Raw genomic sequence first — 20829 nt, 5'->3', positions numbered from 1 at the left:
GACTTGACCTGCTCTGAGGTGCCTTGGCCCCTAAATTATCCATTGAAAGCGGAGGGAGGTTCCTGGAATAACTATTCAGGGCTAACCTATTTCATGCTGGGGCAAGTACTTCCATGGCATTAAGCCTAACTATGCGCTTTCCTTTTTATTCCTTATTAATTGAAAATTGTTGCAAAAGTGAGGTTGGGTTAAATAAGATCCATCAACGGACTTAGAAAAAGCTAGGATTTATCCTTTAAAAGTATTTTTTTAAGAAAATTATGTAATTATCTAAAAAGAATATACTTTTGTCACAAAGGAATCAAAAAATATATTTTTAAAGTAATATTTGAAGATCTCCTACTGGCTAACCTAACCCAATGTTATATGAAGATAAAATCTACTCTTTTAGCCCTAGTGCTGTCCTTTTCTTTACTAGGGGTTTCAACAGCCCAAACCACGCCTTCGGCCTCCGCCGTGGCCCGGGAGATTGCCAATGCCTTAAAATTGAATGAGGCAGAGTACCTGAAGGTAACTAAACTGGAGAACGCCCGCAGGGAAGAACTCAAAAGAGACAAGTCTAATGAGGCTGCCATCAATGAGAAATTCACGGCCGCACTTCTTCAAACCCTGAATGCCGACCAGCAAAAGGCTTTTCATGCGTTTGTTAAGGAGAATCCTATCTCGCAGTTGGCCAAAACCAAATAGAGCCTGACATAAACCAAATAGAGGTGTGATTGGTTTACCCGGACTTGCCCTTTTACAGGGCAAGTCTTTTTTGTGCCTATTCTTAGCCAAGAACCTGGCTAAGAAAGCCTGCGCCTGCACCTGGGTTTATCTGCTAATCGTGAGAAAAAGCAAGGAAAAAGGGAGGTTACCACCAAAAGCCGAAATGGAGCTGGGCTCTGGCTAATCAGGTTTTGTGAGAACAAGCAGTGGGCTAAAGTGAAGGTAGGGTAGGAGCCGCCAAAGGAACTACAATCTTAAACCCCTAAAATGAAGAAATCCCCGCTCTACCGAACAGGCTGAGCAAGGGATTAACACTTTTATTGGAGACTAGAGAGAATCAATCCAAGATTTCAGTTCATGCTTGGCTCTCCCTATCTTTTGCTGGAGTTTCCCCAGCCACTCGTCCTCCTGACCTTCGTCATAGGTGAGATCATCATCTGAAAGATCGCCGTAGGCTTGTTTCATCTTGCCTTTAACTTCGTTCCAGTTTCCTCTTGCTCTATATTCTGCTTCGTGCATGGCCGTTGTATTTGAGTGGATACATATAGATATGTAGGTATATACGCAGGCTGACATGTTGTGGTTAACTAAGTTAAGAAATTACCTCTATACCTGGAGATATTTTTCAATTGATTTTCCTGAAACAGACCTTATTCATTTGCCTTGAAGGCTAAGGGCATCCTCTATACAGCCTTAAAGCCTTTTAAGAAACTCCCGCACCGCAACAGGATCTTTGAAATCTGCCAGTGCGAAGTCCAACTGCTCTATTTCCTCCCGGAGGCCTTTCTTGGCGCTCCTGAACTTGGTTTCCATCTGCTTGGGCGTACCCCCAAACTCATGGAAGAGGTGGGCATCTGGTCCCATGTAGTAGGTACTGTGCTCATCTTCCATCTCTTTGATCTGCTCCTCCAGCAGGTGCACGTAGTACGTGAGCTGCTCTTCCGGCACCTGGGTCAACACTTGCTCCTGCTCCTGCATGAACTCCAACTGGAGCCGGAACAACTCAAAGAAATCATCCTGGTGGTAGGCCAGGGTTACTTTTTTCATGGCTTCCTCTTTCCAGATCCGGGCGTGCGGGTCCTGCTCCCGGTCTGGGTGCAGCAATTTGGCCAGGGTGGTGTACAGGCGCCGGCTGGCTTTGCTGATGTTCTGTAGTTGGGCTTTGGCTTTGGCGGCCTGTGCTTGCTGGGCCTTGGCTTTCTGCCGATGCGCGCGTTGGGCTTCGCGTTTCTCCTGTTCTTCCTGCATTTGCTGGTCTAACCGGGCCTGAAAGGCTTCCAGGTCAGAAAGGTCTTGCAGGTTCACCTCCAGCCCCAGCACGTTCTTGAGCAGGTGCTGGGTTTCGGCCTTTACCTGCGCTTCTGCGGCAGATGCCGGAGCGGGTTCCTGGTAGCGATGCAGCAGGGAGGTGAGTTCCTCGGCTCCGTAGTGGTGCACCAAGGTGGAAGCTTGGTCTTTCACAAAGGCAGTAAGCTTTTCTTTTTCCAGCCGCGGTAGGTCCTCCTGGTGCAAGGTTTCATCTAGCAGGTACACCAACGCCATCCGGCGCGCCACCATTTCCTGCACCAAAGGCTGCACTTCCTTTTGTACCCGTACCCGCGCCGTCTCAATCACCTTGGCGCGCTTTGCCAACTTGGTTTTAAGGTGGTCAATGGTCTGGATGCTGGCGTTGAACTGGTGTTGCAGTTCAGATAAGGTGGCTTTTGCCTGGGGAACGAATTGCGGGAGGTGGGTTTCTTCTGGTGACATAAAGGGTGAGTGGGTGGGTTCTGTTTTACTAGGAACTTGGGAGAGTGGTTTCTTTGGTTAGTTGCTTATTGGGGTTGAAGCCATGCCTGCTGCAGTTGCCTAAGCGACTCCTTTAGAATGGATTCATAATTGGCCCTTTGGAATGCCTTTCGCTACTCCCTAGGATTGACCGCTTTCAGCATTGATCCAAGTACGGCATTTTCCATAGCTGCCGCTAAGCGCTCACGGCCGCGAGGCCCCGCCTTCCGCCCTCACACTGTGCCCTCTACTCCGCCCACTTCGCTCTCGCTCAGGGGCGGCCGAGGCCTAGGCGCTCAAGCGGAAGGCTGGAAACGGCAATGCGGGAATAGACGGTGGTAGACCTCACAGGTTTTGAAAACCTGTGAGGTCTTGGCTCACCACAGTGCAGGTTTTCTCAACTCTATTGCGGGGATGTACTGTCGGGCCTTCTTTTCCATTGCCAGCAGTCATAACAAAAGCCTTATTCCTTAAGTTAGTTTTCTTTACCGAACTATCAGATAAAGAAGGCCTCACTGGTTGCTAGAACCAGTGAGGCAATGGGGAGGGTGAGGAAACCAAAGGCAGGTCAGCCTAGGCCTTTGCCGGAATCTGTTTCAGGGTCTCCAGTAAAAAGCCCCAGAATTTCTGCACTGAGCTGATCTGCACTTTCTCGTCTGGGGAGTGGGCACCGGTAATGTTGGGGCCAAAAGAGATCATTTCCATGTGCGGGTAATGGGTACCCAAAATACCACACTCCAAACCGGCGTGGCAGGCATTCACCTGAGGCTCTTGTTGGAACAAGTCCTGGTAGAGGGTACGCATGGTTTGCACAATGCTGGCCTCTGGGTTAGGGGTCCAGCCAGGGTAAGAGCCTTTCAAGGCCACGCTGGCGCCCACTAGTTCAAAGGTGCTTTGGATAGCCTGGGCCAGGTCTGCTTTCTCGGAGTCTACGGAAGAGCGCGTGAGGCACTGCACGGAATAAGTGCCGTCTTGCACCTGCACCCGGGCCAGGTTGTTAGAAGTCTGCACCAATCCGGCAATGGCTGGGCTCATGCGGTGGATGCCGTTGGGGCAAGCATACAATGACCGGAGCAGCTGGTTCTGGAAATCATAGGAGATAGCGGCCTCCGGCAAATCAGAAGGCTCCGCGAGCAGTTGCAGGTTGGGGTCGGTGAAAGCGTATTCTGCTTGCAGGATTTCGGCCTGTTTTTGGAGAAACTGCTCAAAAACCTCGGCTTTGGCTTCCGGAACGGCAATCTCGGCAAAAGATTCGCGCGGAATGGCGTTCCGCAGGCTGCCCCCGTCAATACTATGGATGCGGGCGTTGAATTTATCGGCGGCCTGGTACAGGATGCGGTTCATGAGTTTGTTGGCGTTGCCGCGCCCCAGGTGGATATCCATGCCTGAGTGCCCGCCGGTGAGGCCGTTAATGCTTACCCGGTAGGCGGCAAAATCGAAGGGAATGTTCTCTTCGTTGTAAGAACCGGTGGCGGTCACGTCTACCCCGCCGGCACAGCCGATGGTGAGTTCGCGGTCGTCTTCCGTGTCCAGGTTCAGCAGGATGGTGCCTTCCAGCAAACCTCCCTTCAGGCCCATGGCCCCGGTCATACCGGTTTCCTCATCAATGGTGAAAAGGCATTCCAGCGCCGGGTGGGCCACGTCTCTGGACGTAAGCAAGGCCATCATGGTGGCTACGCCAATGCCGTTGTCGGCGCCCAGGGTGGTGCCTTTGGCTTTGACCCAGTCGCCGTCTACGTACATCTGAATGCCCTGGCTGGTGAAGTCAAAGTCCGTGTCAGCGTTTTTCTGGTGTACCATGTCCAGGTGGCTTTGCAGCACCACCGTCTGCCGGTCTTCCATGCCTTTGGTGGCCGGTTTCCGGATGATCACGTTGCCTACCTCGTCGGTGCGGGTGTCAAAACCCTGGCTGTTCCCGAAGTCCTGGATGAACTTGATGATCCGTTCTTCTTTCTTAGACGGACGGGGTACGGCATTCAAGGCCGCAAAATGTTGCCACAAGGCCTGGGGTTCTAAAGATTCTATCTGGGTGCTCATAATAACTCGGGGTGAGTGCCGGAGAGAAACACCAAAGGCTTCTGTTCTTGGGCAGTGAGAGTACTTATTACTTTGGTAAAGGTAGTAAACTCAACGGACTACTGCGGTGGCGGGTTCTGGAAAACTGTGGCGGTTTAAGGCCTTGTTTCAGGAAAAGACCCCTAAAACCCATTGCGGGCGTTGGCGTTATCCGCCCCAGGCGCCTAGGCCTGTGAACCTGTTGCCGGGTTTTCAAGTAATAATAAACCGGAAAGGGTAGAACCTACTTAACTAAGGACAAGAAGATGGCAACACACATGCGAGCAGCGTATTACCATGAATTCGGCGGGCCGGAAAACATAGAAGTGGGCACCTTGAAAGTGCCCGAACTGCAGGAAGGGGAGGTGCTGGTGCGGGTCATGGCAGCCGGCGTGAACCCTGTTGACAATGCGGTACTGGCCGGCTGGCTTAATAGCAAACTGCCGGTGCAGTTCCCGGCCATTCCGGGGTGGGATGTAGCGGGCGTGGTAGAAGACCGGGGCTTCAGTGCCCGCCGCTTCCATGTGGGGGATGAGGTGTACGCCTATGCCCGTAGGCCCACGGTGCAGCATGGTACCTTCGCGAATTACATTGTGCTGCCGGAAAGTTACCTGGCGCACCGGCCCAAGAACCTGGCTTGGGAAGCCGCGGCCGGAATCCCATTAGTGGGCCTGACCGCCTACCAGTCGCTGTTTGACGCCGGGCAGTTGGAGCATGGCCAAACGGTGCTAATCCTGGGTGCCTCAGGAGGGGTAGGGAGTTTGGGCATCCAGCTGGCCAAATGGAAAGGAGCCACCGTGGTTGGAGTCGCCAGCCAGAAAAACCACGCCTTCCTGAAAGACCTGGGAGCCGACCATACGGTAGATTACAAAAACACGTACGTGGGGCAGGCGGTCAAAGAGTTATTTCCCGAAGGCGTAGACCTGATCTTTGATGGAGCCAGCGGCGAGACCCTGCAACAGAGCCTGGAGGCCCTCAAACCCGGGGGTAAACTGGTTTCCATACTGAACACCGGGGAAGACCTGGACCCAGGTATCGATTTCCAATATGTGTTTGTGGAACCCAATTCCCGGCAACTGGAACACCTGCGGGAACTAGCCGAGGCCGGTAGCCTGAAAGTCCACGTGAGCCAGGTTTACTCCCTGAACCAGGCCGCCGAGGCCCTTCGCCAGATTGCCAGCCACCACACCACCGGTAAAATCGTGGTGGTGCCTTAGCGGCATAAGCGCTTGACGTTATAAAGAAAGGCTTTCTCTCCGCAGTATTTTCTGCGGAGGGAAAGCCTTTCTGCTGCGTTTAGGTCCTGTTTTGAGGAAAGCGAGCCCTAACGGAGTAAACCTGTGAGGTCTTAAAGACCTCACAGGTTTTTTTATTCCTTCTAGTTAAAGAAAACCAACTGGCGCGAGACTAAAGTCTCGTGACATAGGAGGAAGCGAGTCTCCAGACTCGTTGGAGCCCATTACTTGGAGGTTGGTTCTAGGAAAACAGCCTCTAAATCTGAAGCCCCCTTTCCCGGCCTATCCACTGCCTGTCCGCAAAAACGCCTCCACATGCATGGCGTAATGTGTGGCCGGGCATATACCTAGGGAAAGGCCCTTTTCTTTTTATCGCCTCTGCAAACACCCCTCTTTATCTCCCCTCAAGGGGAGAATCTCCTTTTACACCTCCCCCGAGGAAAATTTTCCTTTATCTTCCCACAAGCGGAAAGCCTACCTAAAGCTTTTTGAAGGTTGCACTCTTCAATTATTCACCAACCGAAACTGCTCTGGGCTGTAGCGGTCGCCTACGTGCGGGTATTGCGCCAGGAGTTGTTCTATGCCGTGGAGATCTTCTGTGGCAAGTTGGAGGTCAACGGCAGCGGCGTTCTCTTCCAGGTACTTCCGGCGTTTGGTGCCGGGAATGGGGATAATGTTCCCGCTCTGCGCCAGAACCCAGGCCAGGGCCAATTGGGCCGGGGTACATTCCTTCGCCGCCGCGAACGAAGCAAAGGCCTGCGCCAGTTTCTGGTTGTTGTCCCAGTTGTCCTGGTTCTTGAACCGGGGAAAAGACTTGCGCATGTCGCCTTCTGGCAGTTCCTCCAGGGCTACGGTATTCGTGACCAAACCGCTCACCAGCGGGCTGAACGGCACAAAGGCAATGTCCAGTTCCTGGCAAAGCGGGAGTACTTCCTGCTCGGCATCACGGGTGAGGAGGGAGTACTCAGACTGCACGGCGGCAATGGGGTGCACGGCGTGCGCTTTCCTAATGGAGGCCGCCGATGCTTCTGACAAGCCCAGATACCGCACCTTGCCTTCCTGCACCAGTTGGGCCATGGCACCCACCATCTCCTCCACGGGTACGTTGGGGTCTATGCGGTGCGCGTAATACAAATCAATAGTCTCTACCTTCAGCCGTTTGAGGCTGCCTTCCACGGCGGTGCGCATATAAGCCGGAGAGCCATCAAAGGAAGTGCTGCCGTCGGCGTGCGCCTTGAACCCAAATTTGGTGGCGATAAAGATCTGGTCGCGGTGGGGCACCAGCACCTGGGAGATGAGCTCCTCGTTGTGGTGCGGACCGTAGACATCGGCGGTGTCCCAGAAATTGATGCCCAGTTCCAGCGCCCGGTGCAGGGTGGCCAGGGATTCCGCATCGTCGCGGGTGCCATATGCTTGGCTCATGCCCATGCACCCCAATCCAATGGCCGACAGCTTTTCACCGGTATTTCCTAATTCTCTATACACCATAACCGTTTTGTTTATAGCCGAAGCCAGAAAATCTAGTGTACGCCCCTAAACGGAATTGGGCTATCCGAATTCCTCCAGGGCTGAGAGAGAAGCGGGCCTTTTTTACCTTAAATAGCGAAGAGCGTTTCAGGCGGGTTTTTCCAAAAGCGGGCGAAAAAGGGCCGCTGCCTTTGTGCTTCTGGATTCTCCCTTATCTTTGAAAACCGAATTTCTGAACCTCTCCTTCGCCCGCCCATGAGAAAACTGCTCCTGCTCGCTTTCCTGGTTTTCCAGGTCCCTGTGTTTGCCCAAAAGCCGGCCTTTGACCTGGTGCGGTGGGTGAACCCCATGATCGGCACGCACAAGATGGGCCACACGTACCCCGGCGCCACCGCCCCGTTCGGCATGGTGCAGCTCTCGCCCGATACCGACACCATTCCTTATGAGGTGAACGGCGGGTACAACAAAGACGTGTACAAATACTGCGCGGGCTACCAGTATGATGATCCCACCATTGTGGGCTTCAGCCACACCCATTTCAGCGGCACCGGCCACTCAGACTTAGGCGATTTCCTGCTCATGCCCACCACCGGCAAGCTGCAGTTGAACCCCGGCACAGAGGCCAAGCCCGAAAGCGGCTACCGGTCCCGGTTCTCGCATAACAATGAGCGCGCTGAGCCGGCCTACTACCGCGTGAAACTGGACGACCACCACATCTTGGCGGAGCTCACGGCCACGAACCGCGTGGGCATGCACCAGTACACCTTCCCTAAATCTGACGAGGCGCACGTGATTCTGGACCTCATGCACGGCATCTATAACTATGAAGACAAGAACACCTGGACTTTCCTGCGCATTGAGAACGACACGCTCATCACCGGCTACCGCCAAACCAACGGCTGGGCCCGCACCCGCACCGTGTATTTCGCCATGGCGTTTTCCAAGCCTTTTTACCAATACGGCAACAAAGACTACAGCAAGGGGCAAGTGTACAAAGGCTTCTGGCGCAAGTTTGACCAGACCAGGAACTTCCCAGAGGTAGCGGGCAAGCAACTGCGCGCCTATTTTGATTTTAAAACGGAGGAAGGGGAGAAGATCAAGGTCAAGTTTGCGCTGTCACCGGTGAGTACCCAAGGGGCGCTGGCCAACATGCGCGCCGAGATCCCGCACTGGGACTTTGATCGCGTGAAGCAGGAAAGTCAGGCGCTCTGGAACCAGGAACTGGGCAAGGTGCGCGCCGTGCTGCCCACCAAAGACGACTACATCAATTTCTACACCGCCCTATACCACACCTTTCTGGGGCCCACCACTTACCAGGACGTTGACGGCCAGTACCGCGGGCTGGACCAGAACAACCACCAGGCCCAGGGCTTCACCAACTACACCACCTTCTCACTCTGGGACACCTACCGCGCCCTGCACCCCTGGTTCAACATCGTGCAACCCAAACGCAACGCCGATATGGTGGAATCCATGCTGGCCCATTATGATCAGAGCGTGCACAACATGTTGCCGGTGTGGTCGCACCACGCCAACGAGAACTGGTGCATGATCGGGTACCACAGCGTGTCAGTGATTGCCGATGCCATTATGAAAGGCACCTATAAAGGGGATGCCAACCGCGCCCTGGACGCCTGCGTGGCCACTGCGCGGCAAGGGTATTACGACGGCCTTCAATACTACATGCAATTGGGGTACGTGCCCGAAGACAAGAACAGTTCGTCGGTCTCTAAAACCTTAGAATATGCGTATGACGATTGGTGTATTGCGCAAGTGGCTCAGAAGTTAGGCCGCCAGGATATTTATCAGGAATTCAGCAAACGGGCCCAAAACTGGAAGAACGTCTATGACAAAAGCATAGGGTACATGCGGCCCAAGCTGAGCAACGGCACCTTCAAGAAGGAGTTTGACGTGCTTAGTACCCACAACCAGGGCTTTATTGAAGGCAATGCCTGGAACTACAGCCTCTACGTGCCGCACGCTCCGCAGGAAATGATTCAGGTCATGGGCGGTAACGCCAGATTTGTGCCGCACCTGGACTCGCTCTTCACCATGCACCTTCCCGACGAGTTTTTCAAAGACACCGAAGACATCACCCGCGAGGGCATCATTGGCAATTACGTGCACGGCAATGAACCCGCCCACCACGTGGCCTACCTCTACAATTGGACCGACCAGCCCTGGAAGACGCAGGAACGTGTGCGCATGATCCTCAAAAAGCAGTACCAGGCCACCCCAGACGGCTTGGGCGGTAATGACGACTGTGGCCAGATGAGTGCCTGGTACCTGTTCAGCTCGCTGGGCTTCTATCCCGTGGCCCCAGGGGCTACGCAATATGCGTTAGGAAGCCCGGCCGTGAAAGAGGCCACCGTTCGATTGGAAAACGGAAAGTCCTTTGAGATAGAGGCCAGAAACCAAAGTGAGAAGAACGTGTACGTGCAGAAAGTAGAGCTGAACGGAAAGCCGCTGGCCCAACCCTTCCTGGACCACGCTGATCTGGTGAAAGGCGGCAAATTGACCTTTTACATGGGCAGCAAACCGAAGAAGTAGGGTAGGATCAGCTGGAAGCTGCCTCGGGTATTTTTCCTAAGCGGAGTGGCTGCCGGAAACAGCCTTCACCAGCCACCGGAATGGTGGTCATTCATTTATTCTGATGTTCTCTTTTAGCCTTGCCCCCGTATGGAAATGAAGGTGTTGCCGGCGTACGTACGCACTTTACTGGTGATTTATGGTAAACGCCTCCTAAACGCCGTCCCTTTGTTCAGGGGTAAGAAGTACGTGGCTTTCGCCTTGTTGGGCAGGGCGCGCACCGGCTCTACCTTGCTGCATACCTACCTGAACAACCATACCCGCGTTCTCTCCTTAGATGAGTTCCTGCACCCTTCCAGAACCCAGCACCTGGGGCCAGAACAACTCTTGGACTACCTGCACACTACCGGATTGAAACCGTATAGTCCGGTGATCAAGGCCGTGGGGTTCAAGTTGTTCTATGGCTGGCAGCAGGAGTCTTTTCAGAAACCCATTTGGGAGGTTTTTCAGCAAGATGCCAGCCTTAAAGTCATTCACCTGAAAAGGCGCAACCATCTACGGTCCCTGGTGTCGCTGAAGATTGCCCAGAAAAACCAGAAGTGGTCTAAACCGCTCCTGGATGTCCCGGAGGCCGCCTCGGCGAAAGCCATTTTCCTGACTCCGCAGGAATGCCTGCGCCATTTCACGGTTATGGAAGAGGAAGAAGCGGTTTTTGACGCGTTTTTCGCCAAACAGGCTAAACTGGAGGTGTTCTATGAAGAGCTGGTGCAACGCCCGCAGGAAGTGCTGCACCGCGTGCAGGATTTTCTGGGCGTGAAGCGGGAACGGCTGGAGACTTTGCTGGCCCGGCAGAACCCTGAGCCGCTGGCAGAACTTATCCAGAATTTTGCGGAGCTGAAAGCCTATTTCCAGGAGACCAACTACCATTCCTTCTTCCTGGAAGAGGAAGCGTAGATTGCCCTGAAAAAGAGGGGGTTCTGAAAAAGGAGGAGGGAAAAGAAGATTTGCATGCTGCGGGATTATTCAGCAATTTGGGGGAAGGGAATTCCCATTTCCCATCTATCCTTAACAAGACAAAGCCCATGGACCAGCGCATCATCAACCTCTTCGATGAGTACACCCACGCCCCGCTTTCCCGCAAGGAGTTCATTACCCGGCTGGCCAAACTGACGGGCAGCCTCACCCTGGCTCTGTCTCTGCTGCCCCTGCTGGAGAACAATTACGCCCACGCCGCCACGGTAGAAGACCCCAGCATCCAAAGCGGAGACGTCACTTTCCCGGGGGCTGATGGGGTCACCATGAAAGGGTTCCAGGCGCAGCCGAAGGGGAAGAAGAAACTGGGAACGGTGCTGGTGATCCATGAGAACCGGGGGTTGAACCCACATATCAAAGACGTGGCCCTGCGGGTGGCCCAGGCCGGCTATATTGCCCTGGCGCCAGATGCGCTCTCGCCGCTGGGAGGCACGCCCGCCAATGAAGACGAGGCCCGCAGTATGTTTGCTAAGCTGAATGCGAAGCAGAACCTGGGCAACTTCCTCAAAGGGCTGGAGTACCTGCAAAAACACCAGAACGGGAACGGGAAAACCGGCGCGGTAGGCTTCTGCTGGGGCGGGGCCCTGGTAGGGCAGTTAGCCATCCATTCTCCTGACCTGGACGCGGCGGTGGCGTACTACGGACGCCAGCCAGAGGCGGCAGACGTCTCCAAGATCAAAGCCGAACTGCTGCTCCACTACGGCGGCCTGGATGAACGGGTGAATGCCGGCATACTAGCCTTTGAGCAGGCCCTGAAAGAAGCCGGTACCAAGTTTCAACTGTATGTGTATGCAGGCGCCAACCACGCGTTCAACAACAATACCTCCCCAACCCGCTACCACCCTGAAGCCGCTGCCTTGGCCTGGCAACGCACCCTTGATCTGTTTGGCCGCAAGCTGAAATAAGAGAATTCCGTTTTACTGCGGAGCGCATATTTATCCCAGGCGTTGGCCTCAAGCAAACGGGGTGGCACCAGGCCTCAAAAGCCTGGTGCCACCCCGTTCTTTTTATCTGGAAAGGTGTTTTGAGGGCTTATGGGTGAAAACTGACCTTAAACACAGAGCCTTTGCCTTCCTGGCTCTCTACGCTGATCTCATCGCCTGAATTCTCCAGGATTCTCTTGACCAGGTACAGGCCAATGCCTGAGCCTTCCACGTGGTCATGCCCCCGCTTGAACATGGCAAAGATTTTCTTGGTCTGGCCTGCTGGTATGCCCAGTCCGTTATCTGCCACCGTCAGCACCCGGGTGCCGGCCGAAGTAACGTAAGTCTTGAGTTCTACCTCCGGGGTTCTTTGGGGAGCGGCGTACTTGATGGCGTTGGAGATGAGGTTGTGCAAGATGCTGCGCAGGTTGCGGCGGGAGTACTGCAGGTGGGTGAAACCGAAATCCTCTTTCTTAAGGCGGGCCCCGGAAGTCTGGATGAGGTCACGTAGGCTTTCCTCTACTTCCGTTACCAGTTCCAGAAGGTTTATCTCCTGCTTTTCCTCAATGTTCTGCTGTAGTTTGGTGATTTCAGACAAGTCAGTGACCACTCTTCTGAGCGATGTGATGGAGCCATTCATGAGGGAGATGATCTGCTTGTGCTGCTCCAGGTCTGCGCCCAGATCTTCCTGCAAAGCCCCCAGGAGGCCCTCCAGGTTGGCAATAGGCGATTTGAGGTCATGGGAGGCCGTATAGACAAAGTTGTCCAGTTCATTGTTGATGCGCACCAGGTCCTGGTTTTTCCGCATCAGTTCCTCGTTGCGCCGGCGTTCTGTTAAGTCACGGGTGATTTTGCCGAAGCCCAGCAGGCGTTTGTCTGAGTTGTACACCGGGGTGATGACCACATTGGCCCAGAAAGCGGTACCGTCTTTTCTGATACGCCAGCCCTCGTCTTCAAAGCGTCCTTTCTCCAGCGCTTGGTTTAATTCAAACTGCGGAAAGCCGTCTTCAATGGCCTCCCGGGGGTAGAACATGGAAAAGTGCTTGCCCAACACATCTTCTGCGGTATAACCTTTGATTCTCTGGGCCCCCAGGTTCCATTTCACAATATGCCCTTCGGTGTTCAGCATGATAATGGCATAGTCCTGCACGCTGTCAATGAGTAAGCGTGACTTTTCCTCGCTTTCCCGCAGGTCTTCATGCGTCTGGAAGAGCTGTTCCTCCAGTTGTTTCTTCTCGGTGAGGTCGCGGGTGATCTTGGAGAAGCCAATAAGTTCTTTTTTGGCGTTGTAGATGGCCGTGATCACCACATTGGCCCAGAAAGAGGAGCCGTCTTTTCGGAACCGCCAGCCTTCGTCTTCAAACCGGCCATGTTTCTTGGCCTCCCGTAATTCATAGGCCGGGTAACAGGCCTGTACGGCCTCCCGGCTGTAGAACTTGGCAAAATACTTCCCTATGATCTCGTCCGCCTGATACCCTTTGATTTTTTGGGCGCCTTGGTTCCAGGTGGCCACGTGGCCCGCTGAGTCCAGCATGAAAATGGCATAATCGCCCACGCCTTCCACCAGCAGGCGGTACTTTTCCTCGCTTTCCTTCAGTTCTTCATACGCCTTGAAGAGGTCGTCCTCGGCTTTTTTCTTTTCAGAGAGGTCACGCGTTATTTTAGAGAACCCCAGCAGCTCTTTTTCCTGGTTGTACACGGGCGTGAGGATGACGTTGGCCCAGAAGGCCGAGCCGTCTTTGCGGATGCGCCAGCCTTCGTCCTCAAATTTCCCGTGCAGTTGGGCCTGCTCCAGTTCATAGGCCGGATACTGGTTTCTCTGCTGTTCAGGGGAGTAGAAGAGGGAGAAATGCTTTCCTATGATTTCCTCTGGCTCGTATTGTTTCAAGGCTTTCGCCCCCGTGTTCCAGGTGGCCACGTTGCCCTTGCTATCTAAGAAATAAATAGCGTAATCTGTGATGCTTTCAATCAGTAAGCGGTAAAGATCCTCAGAGGTGTGTAGGGCGAAATCAGCAGAAACAGTGTCTGGTGCTACGTTTATCATAGTATTAAAAGCCAAGGATACTTGTGCCTGTTCAGGAGTGCCGGGATAATTTCGGTGGGAAATCTACGCATAAAAAGGAAGCATCAAAGCAGGTTTTAGCGATGGGCCAAAACTTTTGTCTTCGCTCTTTTTCTGGGTTTCTTTCAGGATAACCTACTTGATACGTGCTTCAGTTGAAATGGTTGGTCAAGGCGTTTGTGGGGAAGGCCAAAAATTTCTGGTGCCGCTTTAGGTGTTTACTTGGGGTTAGTTTTTTCCTGGGGTTCCGGATGTTACCATGGTAGCCGCTGGTTGGAATTTCAAAGGGAGAAAGGGCCGGGCAGCCCCAGGCATTTTCCTTTTTGGCAATCCGTCATTAAGCCGTATTTTACGCCCCTACCAAAGTAACAACCAGATGACCTATACACCTTCTTCCCAGCGGTATGCTACCATGGAATACCGCCGGTGCGGCACCAGTGGCTTAAAGTTGCCGGCTTTGTCGCTGGGCTTATGGCATAATTTCGGGCACGTAGACGTGCTTTCTAATTCCCGTAAGATCCTGCAAGATGCCTTTGACGCTGGCGTTACCCATTTTGACCTGGCCAACAACTACGGGCCGCCGCCCGGCTCGGCCGAAGAGAATTTCGGGAAAATCCTGCACGAAGACTTCCGCGGGTACCGCGATGAGCTCATCATCTCCACCAAGGCCGGCTACCGGATGTGGGAAGGGCCTTACGGGGAATGGGGCTCACGCAAGTATATGATCTCCAGTCTGGACCAAAGCCTGAAGCGCATGAAGCTGGACTATGTGGATATTTTTTATCACCACCGCCCAGACCCTGATACCCCTTTAGAAGAAACCATGGGCGCGTTGGATGCCATCGTGCGCCAGGGAAAAGCCCTGTACGTGGGCCTTTCCAATTATGAAACTCCAGAGGCTACCCGGGCTATTCAGATTCTGAAGGAACTGGGCACCCCCTGCCTCATCCACCAGCCAAAGTACTCCATGTTTGTGCGGTGGGTGGAAGAGAGCTTATTGGATTTGCTGGCCCAGGAAGGAGTGGGCTGCATCCCTTTCTCGCCGCTGGCCCAGGGTTTGCTCACGAACAAGTACCTGAAAGGCATTCCAGAAAACTCCCGCGCCGCTAAACCCCACGGATTCCTCAAAGAAGGCGATATCACCGAAGAGCGGCTGGCCCAACTCCGGCAGTTCAACGCCCTGGCCGAAGACCGTGGCCAGAGCCTGGCCCAGATGGCGCTGGCCTGGTTGCTGAAAGATCCCCGCGTGACCTCGGTCCTGATTGGCGCCAGCACCCCGGCGCAACTGGCAGATTCTCTCCAGTGCATGCACAACTCGCACTTCACGGCAGATGAACTGGCGCATATTGAGGATATTCTGAAGTAAGAGCCTCTGCCGTTTTACGCGTCCTTTTCAGAAAACCCCCATGAAAAAGCAGCAAAGCGTTTTCGCCTTGCTGCTTTTTTATGGGGGTTTACGTTTTTTTGGCCTTTTCTAGAAAAGAGGCCTAAAAAGGCATTCCCAATCCTTAGGGCGTGGCTCTGGTTGCTGCTTTTTACCCTGCCTCAGAGGAAAAGAACCTTTTCTCTCCCTCTAAGGCCGCACGGCTGTTAAGTTCTAAAAATATAGCTGGTTCAAGTTTTCAACTTGGACCTAAAATGAACTGAAGTTTGCAACTTCAGTGAGGCGAAAGCCTCAAACTATACAAGAATGGTAACAAACTTACCCCCAGTTTAAGCCTTCAAAGTCGTACTTAATGGCCCAGCCCACTAATTAGGGGCAGGGCCGTTTCATTTTGTGCCGCGTGCTGTGTTACTTGACAAAAGCAAGGGGTAAAGGTAAGCAAAGGAGCCATTTTTGAGGCTTAGGCCTCACTGAAGTTAAAAACTTCAGTCCAAAGTGGGTCCAAGTTGAAAACTTGAACCAGTACCTTAAAAAATATCTTAAACCAATAAAAGGTTAAAGATAGCTTCCCCAGCCTCCAATGGAAGAGAAGGCTTATTTCTGGTTGGAGAACGAGTAGGGGAAGGCACTGTCTTGGGTGCCACGCTTGGTGTTGGGTTGGTCAGTCATGTCAAACGTCAGCTTGGCCCCCTTCATCAGCTCGAAGTGCCCCACCCAGTTCTGGTCGTGCTTCTTGCCGTTCAGCTTCAGGTCCTGCACGTACAGGTTCTGGGCGCTGTTTTTAGGGGCCTCTATCTCCACTTTTTTGCCATTTTCCAGGGTTATGGTCACCTTGGGGAAGAGCGGGGCGCCCAGCACGTACTGGTCGGTGGCGGGGCACACGGGGTAGAAGCCCAGGGCGCTGAACACGTACCAGGCCGAGGTCTGGCCGTTGTCCTCGTCGCCGCAGTAGCCGTCGGGGGTGGGTTTGTACATGCGGTCCATGGTCTGGCGCACCCAGTACTGCGTCTTCCAGGGCGCACCGGCGTAGTTGTAGAGGTAGATCATGTGCTGGATGGGCTGGTTGCCGTGCGCGTACTGGCCCATATTGGCGATCTGCATCTCCCGGATCTCGTGGATCACGCTGCCGTAGTAGCTCTCGTCGTAGACCGGCGGCAGGGTGAACACCGAGTCCAGCTTCTTGACGAAGTTCTCCTTGCCGCCCATCAAATCCACCAGCCCCTGCACGTCGTGGAACACGCTCCAGGAGTAATGCCAGCTGTTGCCCTCGGTGAAGGCGTCGCCCCACTTGAAGGGGTTGAAGGGTGTCTGGAAAGTGCCGTCCTGGTTCTTGCCGCGCATGAGCCCGGTGGCCGGGTCAAACAGGTGGCGGTAGTTCTGGCTGCGCCTGGCGTAGAGGTCGACCTCGGCCTGCGGTCTTTTCAGCGCCTTGGCCAGCTGGTAGATGGCGAAGTCGTCATAGGCGTACTCCAGGGTGCGGGCGGCGTTCTCGTTGATCTTCACGTCATAGGGCACGTAGCCAAGCCGGTTGTAGTACTCGGCGCCCTTGCGGCCGATGGCGGTGATGGGGCCCTCGTTGTTGGCCCCGTGCAGCAGCGCCTCGTAGAGCTTCTCGATGTCGTAGCCGCGCAGGCCTTTGAGGTAGGCATCGGCCACCACCGAGGCCGAGTTGTTGCCCACCATGATGTCGGCGTAGCCGGGGCTGGACCACTCGGGCAGCCAGCCGCCCTCTTTGTAGTCATTGATGAGGCCTTCCTGCATCTCTTTGTTGATGCCGGGGTAGACCAGGTTCAGGAAGGGGTAGAGCGCCCGGAACGTGTCCCAGAAACCGGTGCCGGCGAAGCGGTAGCCCGGCAAGGTTTGGCCCGTGTAGGGGCTGTAGTGCACCACCTGGTTGGCGGCGTTGATCTCATACATCTTGTGCGGGAAGAACAGGGTGCGGTAGAGGCAGGAGTAAAAAGTGCGTTGCTGCTCCTCGGTGCCGCCCTCCACTTTGATGCGGCCCAGGGCCTCTGTCCAACGCTGGCGGGCCTTGGCCTTGGTGGCCTCAAAACCGTCCTGGGCCAGCTCGCGGCTCAGGTTCAGCTCGGCCTGGGCCAGGCTGATGAAGGAAGAGGCTACCTTCAGGTGCACTTTCTCGCCCTTAACCGTCTTGAACCCGATCACGGCCCCGGAATGGGTGGAGGTGAGTTCCAGCGAGTCTTTGCCGGCCAGCGTTTTACCCCGGAAGGTGCGGGCCAGGGTGAAGGGTTTGTCTACGTAGATGACGAAGTGGTTCTTGAAGTTCTTGGGGTTGCTGCGGGCGGCGCGGGTGGTGTAACCCACAATCTTCCGCTCCCCGGGAATGACCTTGATGTAGGAGCCCCGGTCCAGGGCGTCAACCACCAGGAACGAGCTGTCTGACTTGGGGTAAGTGAAACGGAACTGCGCGGCCCGCTCGGTGGGGGTGAGTTCGGCGGTCACGTCATGGTCAGCCAGGTACACGCCGTAGTAGTAGGGTTTGGGCGTCTCCGACTTGTGTGAGAACCAGCTGGCCCGCCCGTCCTGGTCAAATTTCATCTTCCCGGTCACGGGCATGATCACGAACTGCCCGTAGTCGTTCATCCAGGGCGAGGGCTGGTGCGTCTGCTTGAAGCCCCTGATCTTGTCGGCGGTATAGGTGTAGGCCCAGCCGTTGCCCATGGTGCCGGTCTGCGGGGTCCACAGGTTCATGCCCCAGGGCACGGCCACGGCCGGGTAGGTGTTGCCGTTGGAGAGTTCGGGCTTGGAGTCGGTGCCCATGAGCGGGTTCACCAAGTCTACGGGAGAGAGGGCAGGAACGCTTTTCTTCTGGGCGGCGGCGGGCGCCAAAGCAAGCAAGACAAGACCCAGGACAAGCAAGGGATTCTTCAGGCGGAGGATCATTCGTTTTAGGGCGGATTCTGAAAAAGTTGCCCTAAAATAGAGGAAATCTTCGGAAGATGGTGCTGAAATGTACAAGCCAACCTGAGGAGGCTTCCGTTTCCTGTCGCTTTTCAAAATAACATGCTATAAACAGAAATGCCTTCCTCCGTTCTAGGAAGAGGGCATTTCTGTTTATAGCTTTTGCCTGGTACAGGTTACTGCCTCACTATCCGTTGAATGCTTCGGCCAGAGGCTCCGGTGAGCTCCAAGAGATAAGTGCCTGCTGAAAGGTGTGACAGGTCCAGGCTTCCGTTTTTGAGGGTGCCCTGTGCCAAGGCGTAGCCCAGCACGTTCAACACCCGATAATGCTGCACGGCTCCGCCACTGGCGGGCAACATGAACATGCCGGTGCTGGGATTGGGATAGACCTTGCCTATGTGCTGAAAAGAGGCTACAGTCTGGTGACACGAAATTACGTGGGAGTACTGGTGCTGGCCATCAGTGTCCACCTGGCGTAGGCGGTAGTAACTGGTTCCGGTAGGGGCGGCCAGGTCCAGGAAGGTGTACGTCATCAGAACGGCAGAAGTCCCGGAGCCCTTCACCTCCCCAATCTTGGAGAAGGTTTTCCCGTTGTGGCTGCGTTCCACCTCAAAGCGCTCGTTGTCTTGTTCAGAGGCCGTGGTCCAAACCAAGGTGACGCCTTTTGATTTGGCCACCGCGCTGAAATTGGTGAGGACAACGGGCAAGGTTGTTTCTTCTCCCTCAAAGGTCATCACCGTATTGCCATAGGTGTTGATGGCCCCAGCGGTGGTTAAGGCCCTTCCCTTTAGGGTGGCACTTTGTAAGAGGTAGATGGCTCCTCCACTTAAAATAGTCCCTTGGAAGGTGGAAGTAGGTCCTATATCAACCTGTCCGGTTACATAGAAAAATACGTTCTCCAGGGAAGCCCCATTTAAAAGAACCACCTGCGAGCTTGGGGCGGTGGCAAAGGCACCGTCTACTTTAATGATAAAGAGCGCCGTGGTATCTCCTTGCCCATCTAAAAGCAAGGTGCCATTCAAAGTGGCGGCTCCTACTGTGCAGTATACCCCTTTTGTCAGGGTTTGGCCACCCATTTCGGCAGCTAAGGTATTGGTGCAGGTATTTAAGCCCAAACTGTCATAGGCGACTTGCAGGTCACGGGCTGCTTTCCCAGATGTACTATCCATAAAATGGGGAGTTCCATTCAACATGGTAATAGGATCGCCGGTTGGTTGGGTGGTATTGGAGCCTATGTCGCCGGTGATTCTGGTATACCCGGTATTGGTGAAGGCGCCAACTGCCGTGAATAAGGTAAAAGTGGAGGCCGTTCCTAGATTAGGGGCTAGTGCCTGGGCAAAAGCAAGGTTGAAGTAGGATAGAAGAAAGAAGAAGGTGAGTAAGGTGATTTTCATTAAGTGGGGATAAGGCGCAGAAACAGTTCGCTGCCTTAAAGGTACCTTTCCCTTCACCCTGAAACTTACACAATTATATAAAAAGTAATATATCTGGATTCTCCTTTAGACGGTGATTTTGTCGGCGCCTCTTTTCCGGTAAAAACTGGGGGTTACACCAGTTTCTTTTTTGAATTGGTTAGATAGATGCCCCGCACTACTATACCTCATTTGAAAGGCTATCTGGGCAAGAGTCAATTCTCCGGCTACCAGAAGTTCTTTGATCTGCGCAATCTTCTGGCTGATGATGTATTGCTCCACGGTAGTGCCGGTCACGTCTGAGAAGACTTTGGCCAGGACAGAATAATCGTATTTAAGCCGATCGCTAAGATACTCTGAATTCTTGGTGGTTAGAAGCTCTACTTTGTTTTGCACTAAATCTGAAATCGCAGCTTTTACTTTCTGGACCAGAATTGCATTTTTTGTGTCTATCATTTGAGGTACTTGTACAGGTGAGAGGGGCTGCAGGAATTCTGCCCGGGGGCCGCTAGCAACGGTCAAAAGTTGTTGGAGATAAGAGGTAATCTAATTGGTAAAGCCTATTTGACTAGCAAGGCAGAAGACCAAGGGTTGCGCAAACTGGGGTGATGAAGGTGACCTCCGTGGGCAGCTGGGTTTTGGCGGTCTCTCAGCCGACTTTCAAGATGGGCGGGCAGCTCCCCAGAACAACTGTTCTTTAGTGTAGTACTCCCTTTTGAGAGAAGTAGCTGAAAAACGCACTATAAAAGAAATTTATTTTGGAAGTGGGAAGCCAACTGGGTGGCTGGGAAGGTGGTAACGAAGATGAGGGGTGCTTCTATAGTGGAAAGAAGGCGTTTTAAAGCTGTTTTAAGGAAAATAAGCTTTTAACCATCAAGGCCACTTTATTTCTCCGAGGGGAGCAAGGGAAAGAACCGGTATAGAAGCTTCTGCCTTAGGAATTCAGTTTTGTGCTTCCTTTTGGGAAACAGGCCAAAAACAGCAAAAGGCAGGGAATGCCTGCCTTTTGCTGTTTGAAATACACGGGGTGGGTTATCTGGTCTTCTGCGTTTGGCTGGAAACGTACTCCACCAACTGGCCAACCGTGTGCAACGGCACCTCGTCTGGGATCTCAATCTGAAAACTTTTTTCCAATTCCCAGATGATGCGGACCAGGTCTACGGTGTCAAGGCCGAACTCCTTGCTGAGGTTAGAGGAAATCCGGAGGCGGGAAGGCTGGATGCTCTTTACTTTGCTGATGATTTTTACCACCTTCTGGGTAACGGAAGGCACTGCTGCAGGTATCATATAAGTCTGTAAACGTGTGCTATGGTAGCGGTTTTAACAACGGTTT

The 20829-nt window shown here is 53.8% G+C and carries 15 protein-coding genes; 6 read left to right on the top strand and 9 right to left on the bottom strand.

Annotated features, from left to right (window positions below):
- Nucleotides 1-366: 366 nt before the first annotated feature.
- Nucleotides 367-687, top strand: a complete 321-nt coding sequence (locus FOE74_RS20030; RefSeq protein WP_149100417.1) for a hypothetical protein — start codon at nt 367-369, stop codon at nt 685-687.
- 348 nt (nt 688-1035) lie between these two features.
- Here FOE74_RS20030 and FOE74_RS20025 read toward each other — a convergent pair whose 3' ends face one another.
- The 3 genes from FOE74_RS20025 to FOE74_RS20015 all read right to left on the bottom strand — a co-directional run bounded on the left by FOE74_RS20025 (nt 1036) and on the right by FOE74_RS20015 (nt 4512).
- Nucleotides 1036-1227: a CsbD family protein gene (locus FOE74_RS20025; protein ID WP_149100416.1), complete on the bottom strand. Its 192-nt coding sequence runs from the start codon at nt 1225-1227 to the stop codon at nt 1036-1038.
- 174 nt (nt 1228-1401) lie between these two features.
- Nucleotides 1402-2457: a J domain-containing protein gene (locus FOE74_RS20020; RefSeq protein WP_149100415.1), complete on the bottom strand. Its 1056-nt coding sequence runs from the start codon at nt 2455-2457 to the stop codon at nt 1402-1404.
- Nucleotides 2458-3048: 591 nt separating this feature from the next.
- A complete protein-coding gene (locus FOE74_RS20015) occupies nt 3049-4512 on the bottom strand; it encodes an aminoacyl-histidine dipeptidase (RefSeq protein ID WP_149100414.1) in 1464 nt (487 codons plus the stop codon).
- A 296-nt stretch (nt 4513-4808) separates the two neighbouring features.
- Here FOE74_RS20015 and FOE74_RS20010 point away from each other — a divergent pair, with 296 nt between their 5' ends.
- Nucleotides 4809-5747 (top strand): NADP-dependent oxidoreductase, encoded by a 939-nt coding sequence (locus FOE74_RS20010; protein WP_225840905.1) that lies wholly within the window; start codon nt 4809-4811, stop codon nt 5745-5747.
- A 522-nt stretch (nt 5748-6269) separates the two neighbouring features.
- Here the strand turns inward: FOE74_RS20010 and FOE74_RS20005 are convergent.
- A complete protein-coding gene (locus FOE74_RS20005; protein WP_149100412.1) occupies nt 6270-7253 on the bottom strand; it encodes an aldo/keto reductase in 984 nt (327 codons plus the stop codon).
- Nucleotides 7254-7487: 234 nt separating this feature from the next.
- Between FOE74_RS20005 and FOE74_RS20000 the strand changes: the two genes are divergently transcribed.
- From FOE74_RS20000 to FOE74_RS19990, 3 genes are all read left to right on the top strand, one after another.
- The gene (locus FOE74_RS20000) at nt 7488-9782 is read left to right on the top strand and encodes a GH92 family glycosyl hydrolase (protein ID WP_149100411.1); all 2295 of its coding nucleotides are present in this window, start codon (nt 7488-7490) and stop codon (nt 9780-9782) included.
- A 129-nt stretch (nt 9783-9911) separates the two neighbouring features.
- The gene (locus FOE74_RS19995; protein WP_149100410.1) at nt 9912-10715 is read left to right on the top strand and encodes a sulfotransferase domain-containing protein; all 804 of its coding nucleotides are present in this window, start codon (nt 9912-9914) and stop codon (nt 10713-10715) included.
- A gap of 128 nt (nt 10716-10843) precedes the next feature.
- Nucleotides 10844-11698, top strand: a complete 855-nt coding sequence (locus FOE74_RS19990; RefSeq protein WP_149100409.1) for a dienelactone hydrolase family protein — start codon at nt 10844-10846, stop codon at nt 11696-11698.
- Between the two features lie 127 nt (nt 11699-11825).
- On the opposite strand, the gene FOE74_RS19985 is transcribed toward FOE74_RS19990, so the two are convergent.
- Nucleotides 11826-13760 carry a PAS domain-containing sensor histidine kinase gene (locus FOE74_RS19985; RefSeq protein WP_149100408.1) on the bottom strand — a complete coding sequence of 645 codons (1935 nt, stop codon included), beginning with the start codon at nt 13758-13760 and terminating at the stop codon, nt 11826-11828.
- Nucleotides 13761-14154: 394 nt separating this feature from the next.
- Here FOE74_RS19985 and mgrA point away from each other — a divergent pair, with 394 nt between their 5' ends.
- On the top strand, nt 14155-15144 hold the full coding sequence (mgrA, locus tag FOE74_RS19980; RefSeq protein WP_149100407.1) for an L-glyceraldehyde 3-phosphate reductase: 990 nt from the start codon (nt 14155-14157) through the stop codon (nt 15142-15144).
- 612 nt (nt 15145-15756) lie between these two features.
- Here the strand turns inward: mgrA and FOE74_RS19975 are convergent.
- The 4 genes from FOE74_RS19975 to FOE74_RS19960 all read right to left on the bottom strand — a co-directional run bounded on the left by FOE74_RS19975 (nt 15757) and on the right by FOE74_RS19960 (nt 20783).
- Nucleotides 15757-18066, bottom strand: coding sequence for a GH92 family glycosyl hydrolase (locus FOE74_RS19975; protein ID WP_149100406.1), 2310 nt, complete (start codon nt 18064-18066; stop codon nt 15757-15759).
- Between the two features lie 194 nt (nt 18067-18260).
- A complete protein-coding gene (locus FOE74_RS19970) occupies nt 18261-19478 on the bottom strand; it encodes an ice-binding family protein (protein ID WP_149100405.1) in 1218 nt (405 codons plus the stop codon).
- A 105-nt stretch (nt 19479-19583) separates the two neighbouring features.
- Complete coding sequence (locus FOE74_RS19965; protein WP_149100404.1) at nt 19584-19952, bottom strand: helix-turn-helix domain-containing protein; 369 nt, start codon at nt 19950-19952, stop codon at nt 19584-19586.
- 576 nt (nt 19953-20528) lie between these two features.
- The gene (locus FOE74_RS19960) at nt 20529-20783 is read right to left on the bottom strand and encodes an acyl carrier protein (RefSeq protein ID WP_149100403.1); all 255 of its coding nucleotides are present in this window, start codon (nt 20781-20783) and stop codon (nt 20529-20531) included.
- Nucleotides 20784-20829: the final 46 nt, after the last annotated feature.

The sequence above is a fragment of the Rufibacter glacialis genome, from assembly GCF_008271745.1.
GTDB lineage: Bacteria > Bacteroidota > Bacteroidia > Cytophagales > Hymenobacteraceae > Nibribacter > Nibribacter glacialis.
The sequence above is the reverse complement of the archived record's forward strand: the minus strand, read 5'-3'. Positions and strand labels throughout refer to the sequence as shown.